Source organism: Bacillus sp. XF8, assembly GCF_017498755.1.
GTDB classification, from domain to species: Bacteria; Bacillota; Bacilli; order Bacillales; family Bacillaceae_G; genus Bacillus_A; species Bacillus_A bingmayongensis.
In genome coordinates this window covers 43,075-55,592 of sequence record NZ_JAGDQK010000002.1, presented here as the reverse complement: position 1 = coordinate 55,592, position 12,518 = coordinate 43,075, and the positions used below count along the sequence as shown (strand labels likewise).

The window sequence follows — 12,518 nt, the reverse complement described above, 5'->3', positions numbered from 1 at the left end:
TCTTTTTGCTTTATATACTAATTCTACCAATCTGACATGAAATTGGTATTTAACTGGAAAAACAATCACCATTTTTCACTATATCATAATTTTACAAGAAAGGACATAATCATATGCATAAAAATAAGAAGGACTCATTCTTTCTCATCCTTCTCATCAACCAACAAATCTATTAAATTATTCCCAGCTTCCTCTTCTGTAATCTCATCGGTCATTCCCATGAAGGACCAGCCCTTTGAATCCACCCATTCAATAAACTCCTCTAAAAACTCATCATGAGAAACATCAACATCAAGAATCGCACCATTTATTGAAATCGTTCTATTTCTAGGTACACGCATCTTGAAAGATTTTCTTACCATTCGTATATGCTCCTTTAACCTATGAATATTTATAAATCTATTTTCTATTTCTGTTATATACTATTTCTATACAATTGTAAAAAGAAGTTCCTACCAAAACAAATATAAATTTAATATTTATTTGCTATGTTTCTTAATATATTCATCATAAGTAGGTATTTCACTAGCATCACCAGCACCCTCTTTTGCGCTGTTAAATATATCCCTCGCTTTCAATCCGTTTTGTCCGATATCCAGATCATGTAAAATACGGTGAACATATACTAAAGCTGTTGTATCATGATTTTGAACTGAAATATCAAGCAATTTTCTAGCTCGTTCCAAATCTTCTTTCAAATTCCCTTTACATAATGCAGCTGCTTCTTTTAACGTTGTATCAATTAATTTGAACCCCCATTTGTTCTCTTCCCAAGCTGGAGCATCCGCCTGCTCAAACTTCTCATACTTTTCCCAGCCTGTAATGTTATTTAAATCACTATGTGTTGCTCTTATCTTCATTCCAATATCTTTTGATTTATCCACTTCTTTGATTTGCCCAGTCTGTTCAGCCTTCATTTCTTTTTTATCTGCTTTATTGAAAAACATGATGCCACCAAATATCAATCCAAATAAAACAAGGCCTCCCATAACAAAAGCAATTCCTTTTCCTGTCCTTTTAAACAAAGTGACACACTCCTTCAAGTTATTTACCCTTTTAAATTATATTATTTTTAAATCGTATTATAGTATAAAATTAATATTCAACTTGATGAAACGCAAAGAATCAATCCTGCTTCATGAAGGAGTCATCCTCCTACTATTTACTATTAAACTATATGGAAATGTGCTCATAATAAATATAAACATATTATTCTACCAAGTTCCATTTTAAAGGTTATAGTTAAAAAACTATTGTAAGGTGTCACTTATTTTTGTATAATCAACCTAACAGAATTATCAGATATATCAATCATGATCCCGTAGCTCAGCAGGGAGAGCGCCACCTTGACAGGGTGGAGGTCGCTGGTTCGAGGCCAGTCGGGATCATAGTTGTAAAACCGTATCAGATAAATATTTGATACGGTTTTTACTTGTTTGGATTTACTCTCTAAACAGCCAGTGGTCACAGAATTGGTCACATTCCCTACAAAATCTCTTCTATTTTGTTAACCGCATCTTCTTGCATCGTTGGTAGTACATGCGAATAAGTGTCTAATGTGATTTTGATATTACTATGTCCTAAACGCTCGGAAATCACCTTCACATTCACACGTCATTTATTGCTACAAGTACCTTTGAGTCTAAGGTACTTTATTTATCAGAATATTCATAATTTTTTTGATAAATACTTACACACACTCTTCTTTATCCAGATTATGTTATATAATTATTTGAAATAACATATATTTTAGATGAGGAGGATACTATGAACGCTTCATTAAAGGGGAATGAGCAAATCACACAGTTATTAAATGATTGGTATGTAGAAATTCGTGCAAGACGTATAGCTAATGCGCACAAATTAAAAGAAGAAATTGATACTAAAACAGGAACTATTGAGGAAGACCAAAATCTATTAATATACTACTCTCTTCTTAATTTTAGATATCAATATTTGGTCGATAGCTTAAGCATCTCTAAGGATAGCTTTAAACAAAATGATTCTTTTGCAACACCAACAGATAACTTCTTAGCATATTATTACCACTTTTTTAAGGCAATTCATTCAAATATAACTGGCAGTCACACTATTGCTAAAACGCACTACGAAAAAGCTGAAGAGCTTTTAAAACATATACCAGATGAAATTGAAAAAGCTGAATTCTATTATGAATTAGCCATTTTCTATTGTCACACTCAAAAGTATATTCTTACTATTAATTATTTAACGAAAGCTAAAGAAGTGTTCTCTAGTCACAAAGGATATGAATTGAAAGTTGCTTTTTGTAATAACCTATATGGATTAGCATGTAACCATTTAAAAGAGTATGAATTGGCAGAGGAACATTTTGTTTCTGCAATAGATACATTCCAAAAAGAAAAGCAAGACTCTTATATTTTAATTGTGCGTCACAATCTCGGTTTAATGTATGCAAACCAAAATCTTTCTAGTCTAGCTATCCGCTATCTATCTGAAGTTAATCAAAAGTTAACAACTGACTACAAGGCAATTTTCATTCAAGCTAGAGAGCATTTCAAACTAGGAGAAGCAAATATTGCTTCAAAGTTAATTGAAAACGGATTAAATATTTGTAATAATTTAGGTAACGAAGGGTATATACATCATTTTACAATTTTAAAACTAATGAACGACAATGCCTCTACAGAAGATTTAGAAAAAGTTGTTATAGAAGGATTATCCTATTTCGAAAAAGAAGAATTATATGAGTATGTGGAAGAATATGCTGAAAAGTTAGCATTAAAATTTTATCAAGAAGACAATCACTCAAAAGCCAGTAAGTATTTCTATACAGTCAGCAAAGCTAAAGATAAAAATTTTAAAAAAGGAGCATTAAAATGAAGAAAATAGTATTAAGTTTACTCGGAATTTTGACAGTTTTAACTTTAAACTTTGGAGCATCTTCTTCACTAGATGTTCAAAAAACAGTTGAAATCATTACATACACACATGGACATACTGGTTGATTAGTTGTTTATTATTTTACAAATATAATTATAATACAGAAAGAGAGTGGCAATTATCCCACTCTCTTTCTTAATGAAATCTAAGTTTTATTATTTAACTGTTACGTAAGCAGGGTTCGCAGTAATGTAGAAGTACTTATATTTGTACATCTTAGAACTTATTTGAATTTAATTATTTAAACTGTACCAATTAAAAATTCTCTCTAAAAAGAGCAGCGTTATAGATTTGACGACAATATTGTAGCCAACGGTCTAACGTTTCTTTTTGTTCTTTCGTTGGGAAAGTCTCATATTTTTGGCTTAGCAACATTATCATCCCCTCCCTCTTTTTTCGATATAGTTTTTCAGATTCCTAAACACAAAACAGAATGTATGTTCCTTTTTCTGCTAGTACACACAAAGTTACATAAAAAGGAAATAGAAACTTCGTGCTATGCACGGACCAACAGAAGTCCCCTTCCCTACCACCTGGGCTATGCCCTGCACGTGCTTGAGGAAGGGGACTTCTGTTGGAGTACTGTTGGAATACTGTTAAATGCAGTTAAATACCGTCTACTCAGTGTCAATTATATCGATAAATTCAAACGTATTCTTATAATGAAACGCGTCCGTGCATATGACTTTCTTTTCTAAAGGATCGATATCAATAACAGTCATATAACTAGTAAGTACGTAACCATCCTCGTAGTATGTAATTAGTATTTCTTCGTCGGTTAGTAACGAAGTTAGTAGGCGATTCTCAATTCGTTCCTGGGCGTCTTGAGTAACGATAGGCCGTGGTACTTTCGTTTTCTCCTTAATGATTTCTCGTATACCAGCGAATTGTTCCGGCATACTCGCGAACGGCTGCCACTTCACCATCCCTCTTCCCCTCGGTATATTTGCGTTGTTTGCGTTATTCATGATTTATGTCCCCCTAGTAAAGTGTTTCTATATCTTGCGGTTGCACCTTTCGTATATGAAACGCCCCGTAATATACTATTTTTACCGAATCGTGTTCGAATTTCGTCCATGACTCGCGTTAAATTCATTTCCTTTTCTCGCTGTATTACATTATCGAATAGAGAAATTTGCTCTTCTCCTTCGTTTATTAAATTCGTTAGTGAAACACTGACTGATCTAATTGGGTCGCCAGTATATAATTCGTGTAAATAATATGTACAAACGTTGTATATATCCATCGTTAAATTAGTCGCTCGATTTAAGGTATGTGTTTTACAAATACCTCCGCCTCCTCCGTAACCTTTACTGCACCCGACTGAAAAGTGTACGGTTTGAGCGAGTTTATTTTGTCTTCTCAATCGATAGCAAACTTCCTCGGTATGTTCTAATAAGATAATCGGAAATTCATCTATCGTATAATCACGCAATAATATTTGATTTTTAGCTATAGATGTCGTAGCTGGAACGTATTTTTCAGCAATCCTACTTAAGTCAATTCCGTTTGCATGTAGATGAAGCTCCTCGCCTATCATACCGAATGTTTGCTTCAAGTATTTAAGCGGATAATTTGCTAAATCACCGATTGTATAAATTCCTTTTCGGTTTAACTTCGTTTCTGTCTTATACGATATACCCCAAAATTTACTGAGTGGTCTAATGCTCCATAACTTCTCGGGTATATCGTCGTAAGTCCATTGCGTTATTCCATCTTGAATCTTCTTCGCTTCGATGTCCATTGCGACTTTACTCATTAACAAGTTCGGACCAATACCGATTGTGCATTCGATACGAGTACGGTCGTAAATCTCATGTTTAAGTTTCAACGCAAATTCGTACGGGCTATCTGCAAATAAGTGTAAAGAAGCCGTCATATCCATAAAAAATTCGTCTATTGAATACTGGTGAAAGTCTTCTGGTGTTACGTATTGTAGCGCTAAGCTCGTTATGTAATTCGAACATTTAATATACGTATGCATGACTGGATTTACTATAAGTATGTCTGGTCGTTTGGGTATTTCGTATAGCCGGGCCATCTTTTTGACACCCAACGCTTTCAAAGGAGGAGTTGCCGCTAGTACTATCGACCCACTTCGATTAACATCGCCAACTACGGCAAGTTTTGTATATCGTGGGTCTAACCCTCTTTTAATACAACTGACTGATGCGTAAAAGCTACGTAGATCAACGCATAATATAATCCGATTAGGCAAAAGAGAATAATCATACAAGGGAATCACTCCTGATTTACAGAACATTTGTTCTTATTATATACGAACTTGTGTTCTTTTAAAAGTGTTTTTTAAGAAAATATTGGTTAAAAGGAATTCCCAATGCTACATAAAATTAAGATTATTATCACTTAATTTTATTTTTATAAATCGCATGGAAATATTTACTTTAATTTTAAAACGTTATATTCTTATATCCGGACATTATGCATTATTTAAAAAGGGGTTGAAGTTTTGATTAAAACTAGAACTGTTATATTAGTTGTCTTTATAGGGGGGCGTTTATCCGCATGGCGTACAAGCCGCCAGAAGGAAAAAGTTTCGCCCGGCTTCAACAAAAGACCGTTCAGCGTCTTTTCTGCCAGTTTTAGGTTAAATACCTTGTTTTCCTGATACACCATGTCAAAGCCGGTATTGCCGTTGTATAATGCGCAGCCCGCTTCAAAGAGCTTATAGAGCGACTGCTTTTCGGCAATGGTTTCCGCGTAGCGACGGCCATCAAGTCGCATACCGGCATAAAAACATATCTTCCTTTGCATGACCCTAACTGGCAGCAGGAGAGAGAATATCTGCGTCAATCTTTTTCTGCTCATGGTAAGCACCCGCTTTCTCATTTTTTGAACCCACAATGTCTACTGAAGAATTGCGGCGTAAATCGCAAAAGCGTCGTCAATGTGTAAATAATCCGTTGCTCTTGGGAGTATGCGGAGATGCGGATACCGTAAAACCTTTGAGCTGGAGTGCACCCGTCTTGGAAGGACGATAGACATATCGGAACGAATCAAGCCCGAATAGGAGATACTGCTGAAGCGATGGCGCGTTGAAAGGATATTCGCGTGGCTGAATCATTGGCGCAGACTGTCAAAAGACTATGAGGTTAGGAAAAGTTCGGCTGAGAGTTTCATCTATATCGCACATTTTGCCACCTTATTACGCAGATTTGTCTGAGATTTTGTGAATCCCTGTTCTTAGAAAATGCCACGGGTCTTTTTCCGCCTCGCGGGTTATTCTTTGATCGTTGTCGTACTTCTGTTTGAATATAAATAAAGTAAGTTCCATTCATCCAAAAACACCCCTGATTTCCTATACATAATGGAAATCAGGGGTGTTTATCGGTATATAAAACTTCAACATTATTAATAAGTCTTCTTTTAAAATATAAATGGTTAAACAGATGAAAAAACTTCGATTGTTATATCATCCCTTATTTCTTAAATAAAGGTGCTATTTTATCAATGCGATTTGTCCAAATTCCACCTGTATAATCGTCAGGAAGGCGTTTTATATCTTCAGATGAGTCAAATCCACTTGAAAATCCAAACCCATTTCCTCCTACAACGATAACTCGAGTATCTGCTTTATCCATTCGATTAAGAAAACGATTTGGCCATCCCCAAAGCCAAGGAGCTACTTTGTCTGGTATATGTAACTCTCCATGCTTCAGGCTTGAAGGCATGTAGCCAGTCCATCCTAACGCAATATAAGTAAGAAGATCCTTTTTCATGGTTGCTTTTGACATTGTTCGTAAACTAGGGATGCGCTCTTTTATCGCAGCAATTGGTTTATCGCCACCATATACAGTTAGTTGATCAAGGCGTTTCGCTGGTAATTTCTTGAGGTGAGTAGCCAATTGGATTCCTTCATTTTCATCATCACTTTTAATATGAATAAGAAAAGAACGATCTGGAAAATGGTTAAGTACTTCATCAAGTGTTGGCATAAGATTAATCCCTTTACCACGAAACGGGAATGTTTTCCCCCCATTAGCTGTATAACCGTAACCAATATCAAGTGCTTGTAATTCTTTTGTTGTAAAATCTCTTGTAACACCTTTACCATTAGTACGGCAATCAAGAGTCCAGTCATGAAAAATAACAAAATTATTATCTTTAGTTGGTTGAACATCAAACTCTACTAGATCAGCTCCAGCTTTAAATGCCGCTTCCATAGATGGAATTGTATTTTCTAAATAAGAATGTTCAGGTTTATTTATACGTTCTGCTGTACATGTATCACCCTCAATCCCTTCCATGCTAAATGTTTGCGAAAGTCCTCGGTGAGCAAGAAGAAGAGGAGTCCCCTCGTCCCTCTTAGCAAAAAAAGAACTGTTATTTACATAAACAAACACGAATAGGATAAAAATTATCCAAGTCGTTTTACGTTTCAGTAATCTTTTTATTTTGTTCATTGTATTCTCCTCTTAAATATTGGTTGAAATGATTTAAACAATGTTCTTCATTATATATACAGACAATCATAATGTTCATTTAGATAATTCTTCGAAATAAAAATGGATAATGAAGTAATATCATACCTATAAACGAGCAAACTAAATAAAAAATAGCCTCGTATTGTATTACTAGAGAAGATTTATTATCAAGCTTTTTTTCACCTCTTTTATATATCATTTTAAATAAAGCTCTATATAATAAATACCCAATAATCGCCCCTAGGGTGTTCATAAGTAAATCATCAATATCTGTAATCCTATGATTTAGCAATTGACTTAGCTCAATAGCCAATGAAAAAAATAATCCAGCATATGCAACATTTTTAATTGATCTAAACTGCGGCCAAATAGTTGGTAATAAAAAACCTAACGGCATAAACAGAATAATGTTCAAAATATACGTAGTAATGCCTTCAGAAGCAAAAGGGAGTAAGTTGATTTCACTTATACGAATTAATGTTTCATATCTTCCTATTACCCATATATTCCCTATCCCCGTCACCATATACACTAGCGCAAGGTAGAAAAGAAAAACATACACCCATAGAAAATGCTTAATAGATAAATTTTTTTGCGCCTTTAATAAAAATCCAATTTGAAACACAATACAAAAAATAATAGTACAAAAATAAGTATACAAAACTGTAAGTGTAAGCATATAGAATACGTCTCCTAACTTTACATTTAAACCTATGACTTTATCATTTTAGAACCTAATTCAAGAAAATGTGGTCACAATCACTCCATCTATATTATCACCAGATATTTCATACTGTTCATTCGCTGGTACTTCAACTTCGATTGTCTCATTTTGAGAAATGGGATAATATGAAATTGTATATTTTTTCCCATCAACACTAACAGAATTACTCTTTTCTTCTTTTAAATAATCCAAATATTCTTCCAAAGCTAAATTCATTTCCTGCATAATCGCACTGTGAGGCAAGCCGACATAGCGAATATGCCAAGGTTCATATTGAATTCCTGTAACATCCGTTTTATCCAAGGGATAGCGTAAGATAAAGCCGTATTTCCAAGAATTTTCTTCTATCCACTTTCCTTCAGGTGCTTTATCCATCTTCATTTGAGTAGATCCCACATCAAGCGATAACCCTAAATTGTGTTCGCTATGACCTGCTGGCAAAGCATAATCAGAATCCATTTCTTCGTAAAGTCTGCTTTGCTCATCTAAGTCTCGATAACCACTGCTAATTAAGAAATTACTAACCCCATCCTCTTCAGCCGCAGCTATCGTCTCCGAAAATTTTTCAGCTATTTCTTCTGATAATTTTATTTCACTATTAAGTAGCTGGTATCCGGTTGTTAATTCTTTGTGTGTAAATAAATTTATGATATCCGATTTTATACCAGCTTGTTGAACAGCATATTCACTGTTAACCAAAAGCAGATTCCCTTGATAGATCTGCTCTTCTGTAATCTCAATCTTTTGGGTATTTTCAGTAGCTGTATTATCATTTTGTTCATATATTTGATCCTCTACTTTATCTTGGGATATCGGTAATATATTAAAAATAAAAACTAGAAATAATGCAAAAACCAATAAAAATCCCCACTTTTTCATTTTTAGTCTCCTCCTTGATGTAACTTGTTTATAGGATAGGAAAAACTTTTAAAATAAAAAGTGGGGTAAATATTAAATTTTTCTTAAATTTCCACTTGGATTTTATTATTAATCTTCTTAGGAATCCGCCATTGGTAATCGGACTTCAAATATAGTGCGTATTAAATCACTTTCGGCAGTTATTGTCCCATTGTGTTGCTCTGCAATATTCTTCGCAATGAATAAACCGAGACCTGTACTATTTTCTTGATGAGTTCGTGCTTTGTCACCAGTATAAAGCATATCAAAAATATGAGGCAGTTCATCTGGAGGAATGGCATCCCCATAATTGATAACTTGAATAACTACTTCCTCTGAATCAATAAAACCGTTGATATCTACATACTGCCCCTCATACCCATAGCGATTTGCATTAATCAGAAGATTTTCAAACACACGTGCCAACAACTCTCCATCACCCATAATAGATAAAGGAGAAGTAATATTCATTCTTGCTATCAAATCGTTTTTCTCGAAGACAGGATACAACTCTTCTTTCAATTGAATAAGTAGCTCACTTAAATCGATTTGTTTCTTTTCAATTGGTAACATGCCATAATTCATCCTAGTTATTTCGAATAATTCATCAATTAACCTTTCTAAGCGTTGAGATTTGGTAAAGGCAATCGTTAAATAATGCCTGATCTGTTTTTCAGTCAAGCTATTATCCTTAAGGATTAAATCTAAATAACCTAAAACAGAGGTAAGAGGTGTGCGCAAATCATGAGCCAAATTTACTACTAACTGCTCTTTACTACTTTCCGAAAAGTCACCCCTTTCTATGGCTTGTTCCAATTTTTCACTTGCCAGATTAATGCCTTGTGCAATATCACTAAATTCATCATTTGACAATATTTGAACTCGATGCTTAAAGTCACCCTGAGCGAGATAATGAATTCCTTTTGAAATCTCATTGAAATAGGCAGAATAGGGTTTTGTAAGTAAAAAGAAAAATAATATCGAAAGCGTGATAAATAAAAGTAAAAAGACGTTAAGGTCTCCAATATTTTCTATGATTTTGCGAAAATAAGCTAGTGTATCTCCACGACTAACATTTGTATAATAATACAATTGGAGTACTTTAAAGAGTAGGTATGTTATGGCGATAGACAACAACATGCTTAAACCTAACAACATTATCATTTTTGAACGAAAGCTTCGTAGTATTTTACCCATTGAATTTATAACCTACCCCCCATACAGTTTTTATCAATTTGTTTTTTCGTTTATCCTCTTCAAGTTTTTTCCGCAAAGTACGAATATGAACCATAACGGTATTCCTACCTTCATAGTATGCATCCCCCCATACCTTCTGAAAAATATCTTCTGCACTATAAACTTTATTTGGATTACTGGCTAATAAATATAAAATTTCAAACTCTTTCGGTGTTAACTCAATATTCTTACCATATAGAGTAACTGTACGTTGTTCAGGAGAAATCTTTAATCCTCCAAATTCCAAGTTTGAGTTCTGTTTGGTTTTAGGTTGATTCAACTTCATAAAGCGCCGCAGCTGTGCATTTACCCGAGCTACCAATTCAATGGGTATAAATGGTTTCGTCATATAATCGTCTGCTCCAATCACGAGTCCCTGCACTTTATCAAAATCAGACGTTTTAGCGCTCAAAAAAATAATGGGCATATTATGTTTTTCGCGGATGCGACGTGTAACTTCATATCCATCCATTTTCGGCATCATAATATCCAAAATCAGTAAATCAATTGGTTGAGTCTGGATAACATCAATGGTTTCTTGCCCATCCGATACCTTAATGACATGATACCCTTCTTTCTCTAAATGTATAGCAACCAAATCAGCAATTTCAACATCATCATCAGCTATTAATATTGTTATATTTTTCATTTATTCCACTCCTAGACAAAGTTATCATTAATCGTCAATAAGTCAGACGAAGTTGTATCATAAAAAAACATCAGTTTTTGATAGTTAGTTCCGCAAAGTTAGTTTAACAGTGTGACAGTTAGTTGAATAATTTAGAGTTTTTATTTATATTCTATTGTTTCCTTTTCTTCTTTAAAAATATTGCCCATTAGCGGAATACAGAATGGCTAATTATTCACTTCTGATAATTTCCTGTATAATGAAGCCCTAGATACATTAGTAATTTCACAAATTTGATTTACAGTCATATTTCCTTCTTTATATAGCTTTACCGCATAATTCATTCCTGCGTGATTTTTATGATACTTCTTTAATCGACCTTTAAACTTTCCTTCTTTCTTAGCCAATTCAATCCCTTCACGTTGTCGCATCCGAATAAGATCTCGCTCTAATTGGTTAACACCAGCCATTACAGTAATTAAGAATTGGCTGTATGGATTATCTTCTGATAAATCAAGCCATGTATCTTTTAGTGATTTTAAGCCTGCCTTTTTATCTCGTATGTTATCGATTAATTCAAATAGATCTTGTGTACTACGAGTGATTCGAGTTAAGTCTGTAACATAAATGATGTCATCTTCCTGTAAATCCTCTAACATTTTTTGAAGTTGCTCGCGATCCTTTGTTGCTCCTGAAACTTTCTCTTCATATATAATATCCATTCCGATCTCGTTCAGCTGCTGAAATTGTCTTGAAGGATTCTGGCTAGTCGAACTGACACGAATATAACCGATTTTCCGCAAAATATCACCTCATTTTTGAGACAAGTCTTATGAGACGCTCTTAACTATGATTTTATCAGTCTACTACACTTGTATCAATAGAGTGAACCCTACTAATACAAGGATTGCTACCTTAACGTTTTAAATCCGAAAAATCCTGATGTTACCCGAATAAATAATGTTGAAAGAGATGTATAGATTCCTAATGGAATCTGTTCTTATGCAGAAATTCCAAATAGTTGATGAATGAACTTCAATTGATTTTGGACAGACTTGTCCCGTAAAGCAAGTTGTCCTTTTTTTAGAGTACTAGTATCAGTATGTCCAAGTTTATAGGGGATTACTTGCAAAGTTTGCACCAGAGCCGTTTTTCTTGCTCCAATTTTAAACGAAAGAAGAATCTTCATTCTAGCAAATTCAACTTCATCTTATATCGTCCTCTTCGAGAAAAAACAATATAGTTTAACGAAAATAAAAACCCTATTTTTGACAAACTATCAAAAACAGGGTTTTCATCCTATACTCTATTTATAATTTCTTAATCACCAATACAATCAACACAATAATCCCCACAAACATCACCGCTAAACAGCCAATCAGTTTATAAAAACCTCTCTTTGTGAGTGTATTATCTTTCGTAATATCTTTACGAACGAAGAAATACATAAATAGAATTAAAATAATACTTATACCAAACGCATAAAAAAACTGCATTTTTTCTCCTTCCTATATGTAAGACTTATTCTTCATTATTTCCCGCTTAGAACCACTTTACTTGCATATTTCTTTTTTGTAAAAATTCACGGATTTGCTCCACTTCTCTCCCGTTATAGTGCTTCTCTAAAAACATTTAAAATTGATCTTTTATTTTAAAAATTGGATTG

General features: G+C 34.0%; 14 protein-coding genes, 1 tRNA gene and 4 pseudogenes. 4 read left to right on the top strand and 15 right to left on the bottom strand.

Translation table 11 applies throughout. The annotated features are described in order from the left end of the window. Positions 1 to 134 precede the first annotated feature (134 nt). Positions 135 to 362, bottom strand: coding sequence for a hypothetical protein (locus J4P91_RS00710; protein WP_017152739.1), 228 nt, complete (start codon positions 360 to 362; stop codon positions 135 to 137). Positions 363 to 479: 117 nt separating this feature from the next. Continuing rightward, positions 480 to 1,025 (bottom strand): hypothetical protein, encoded by a 546-nt coding sequence (locus J4P91_RS00705; RefSeq protein ID WP_207992577.1) that lies wholly within the window; start codon positions 1,023 to 1,025, stop codon positions 480 to 482. Positions 1,026 to 1,315: 290 nt separating this feature from the next. On the opposite strand from J4P91_RS00705, the gene J4P91_RS00700 reads away from it, so the two are divergent. Further along, a tRNA-Val gene (locus J4P91_RS00700) sits at positions 1,316 to 1,388 on the top strand. A 97-nt stretch (positions 1,389 to 1,485) separates the two neighbouring features. On the opposite strand, the pseudogene J4P91_RS00695 reads toward J4P91_RS00700, so the two are convergent. Further along, positions 1,486 to 1,611: pseudogene (locus J4P91_RS00695) on the bottom strand (site-specific integrase); the annotation flags it as partial. A 156-nt stretch (positions 1,612 to 1,767) separates the two neighbouring features. Here J4P91_RS00695 and J4P91_RS00690 point away from each other — a divergent pair. After that, positions 1,768 to 2,862, top strand: coding sequence for a response regulator aspartate phosphatase (locus J4P91_RS00690; RefSeq protein WP_207992576.1), 1,095 nt, complete (start codon positions 1,768 to 1,770; stop codon positions 2,860 to 2,862). Next, positions 2,859 to 2,987, top strand: coding sequence for a hypothetical protein (locus J4P91_RS29355; RefSeq protein ID WP_279538523.1), 129 nt, complete (start codon positions 2,859 to 2,861; stop codon positions 2,985 to 2,987). The genes J4P91_RS00690 and J4P91_RS29355 overlap by 4 nt, the downstream gene beginning before the upstream one ends. A gap of 208 nt (positions 2,988 to 3,195) precedes the next feature. Here the strand turns inward: J4P91_RS29355 and J4P91_RS00685 are convergent. The 4 genes and pseudogenes from J4P91_RS00685 to J4P91_RS00670 form a co-directional block, all read right to left on the bottom strand. Beyond that, positions 3,196 to 3,303: pseudogene (locus J4P91_RS00685) on the bottom strand (helix-turn-helix domain-containing protein); the annotation flags it as partial. Positions 3,304 to 3,539: 236 nt separating this feature from the next. Beyond that, a complete protein-coding gene (locus J4P91_RS00680; RefSeq protein ID WP_207992575.1) occupies positions 3,540 to 3,890 on the bottom strand; it encodes a YolD-like family protein in 351 nt (116 codons plus the stop codon). Beyond that, positions 3,887 to 5,158 (bottom strand): Y-family DNA polymerase, encoded by a 1,272-nt coding sequence (locus J4P91_RS00675; RefSeq protein ID WP_207992574.1) that lies wholly within the window; start codon positions 5,156 to 5,158, stop codon positions 3,887 to 3,889. The genes J4P91_RS00680 and J4P91_RS00675 overlap by 4 nt, the downstream gene beginning before the upstream one ends. A 266-nt stretch (positions 5,159 to 5,424) precedes the next feature. After that, positions 5,425 to 5,751: pseudogene (locus tag J4P91_RS00670) on the bottom strand (VanW family protein); the annotation flags it as partial. A 205-nt stretch (positions 5,752 to 5,956) separates the two neighbouring features. On the opposite strand from J4P91_RS00670, the gene J4P91_RS00665 reads away from it, so the two are divergent. Next, positions 5,957 to 6,106: a transposase gene (locus tag J4P91_RS00665; protein ID WP_207992924.1), complete on the top strand. Its 150-nt coding sequence runs from the start codon at positions 5,957 to 5,959 to the stop codon at positions 6,104 to 6,106. Positions 6,107 to 6,362: 256 nt separating this feature from the next. Here the strand turns inward: J4P91_RS00665 and J4P91_RS00660 are convergent, their stop codons facing one another. From J4P91_RS00660 to J4P91_RS00625, 8 genes and pseudogenes are all read right to left on the bottom strand, one after another. Continuing rightward, on the bottom strand, positions 6,363 to 7,346 hold the full coding sequence (locus J4P91_RS00660; RefSeq protein ID WP_207992572.1) for a glycerophosphodiester phosphodiesterase family protein: 984 nt from the start codon (positions 7,344 to 7,346) through the stop codon (positions 6,363 to 6,365). 79 nt (positions 7,347 to 7,425) lie between these two features. Next, positions 7,426 to 8,046, bottom strand: coding sequence for a glycopeptide resistance protein VanZ-F (gene vanZ-F, locus J4P91_RS00655; protein ID WP_207992571.1), 621 nt, complete (start codon positions 8,044 to 8,046; stop codon positions 7,426 to 7,428). A 60-nt stretch (positions 8,047 to 8,106) separates the two neighbouring features. Next, entirely contained in the window at positions 8,107 to 8,970 is an 864-nt protein-coding gene (gene vanY, locus J4P91_RS00650; protein ID WP_207992570.1) for a VanY-A/VanY-F/VanY-M family D-Ala-D-Ala carboxypeptidase, read from the bottom strand. A 117-nt stretch (positions 8,971 to 9,087) separates the two neighbouring features. Then, positions 9,088 to 10,185 carry a HAMP domain-containing sensor histidine kinase gene (locus tag J4P91_RS00645; RefSeq protein ID WP_207992569.1) on the bottom strand — a complete coding sequence of 366 codons (1,098 nt, stop codon included), beginning with the start codon at positions 10,183 to 10,185 and terminating at the stop codon, positions 9,088 to 9,090. After that, entirely contained in the window at positions 10,178 to 10,873 is a 696-nt protein-coding gene (gene vanR / locus J4P91_RS00640; RefSeq protein ID WP_207992568.1) for a vancomycin resistance response regulator transcription factor, VanR-F/VanR-M family, read from the bottom strand. The genes J4P91_RS00645 and vanR overlap by 8 nt, the downstream gene beginning before the upstream one ends. Positions 10,874 to 11,079: 206 nt before the next feature. Further along, positions 11,080 to 11,655, bottom strand: coding sequence for a recombinase family protein (locus J4P91_RS00635; RefSeq protein ID WP_207992567.1), 576 nt, complete (start codon positions 11,653 to 11,655; stop codon positions 11,080 to 11,082). Positions 11,656 to 11,852: 197 nt separating this feature from the next. Further along, positions 11,853 to 11,939, bottom strand: a pseudogene (locus J4P91_RS00630) (IS6 family transposase); the annotation flags it as partial. A gap of 223 nt (positions 11,940 to 12,162) precedes the next feature. Further along, positions 12,163 to 12,348, bottom strand: a complete 186-nt coding sequence (locus J4P91_RS00625) for a DUF3976 domain-containing protein (RefSeq protein ID WP_017152752.1) — start codon at positions 12,346 to 12,348, stop codon at positions 12,163 to 12,165. Positions 12,349 to 12,518 lie beyond the last annotated feature (170 nt).

What these genes read in the sequence shown, in the direction of transcription:
- J4P91_RS00710 (WP_017152739.1), bottom strand. Translation starts at nt 362, where the DNA reads ATGGTAAGAAAATCTTTCAAGATGCGTGTACCTAGAAATAGAACGATT.
- J4P91_RS00690 (WP_207992576.1), top strand. Translation starts at nt 1,768, where the DNA reads ATGAACGCTTCATTAAAGGGGAATGAGCAAATCACACAGTTATTAAAT.
- J4P91_RS29355 (WP_279538523.1), top strand. Translation starts at nt 2,859, where the DNA reads ATGAAGAAAATAGTATTAAGTTTACTCGGAATTTTGACAGTTTTAACT.
- J4P91_RS00680 (WP_207992575.1), bottom strand. Translation starts at nt 3,890, where the DNA reads ATGAATAACGCAAACAACGCAAATATACCGAGGGGAAGAGGGATGGTG.
- J4P91_RS00660 (WP_207992572.1), bottom strand. Translation starts at nt 7,346, where the DNA reads ATGAACAAAATAAAAAGATTACTGAAACGTAAAACGACTTGGATAATT.
- vanZ-F (WP_207992571.1), bottom strand. Translation starts at nt 8,046, where the DNA reads ATGCTTACACTTACAGTTTTGTATACTTATTTTTGTACTATTATTTTT.
- vanY (WP_207992570.1), bottom strand. Translation starts at nt 8,970, where the DNA reads ATGAAAAAGTGGGGATTTTTATTGGTTTTTGCATTATTTCTAGTTTTT.
- J4P91_RS00645 (WP_207992569.1), bottom strand. Translation starts at nt 10,185, where the DNA reads ATGGGTAAAATACTACGAAGCTTTCGTTCAAAAATGATAATGTTGTTA.
- vanR (WP_207992568.1), bottom strand. Translation starts at nt 10,873, where the DNA reads ATGAAAAATATAACAATATTAATAGCTGATGATGATGTTGAAATTGCT.
- J4P91_RS00625 (WP_017152752.1), bottom strand. Translation starts at nt 12,348, where the DNA reads ATGCAGTTTTTTTATGCGTTTGGTATAAGTATTATTTTAATTCTATTT.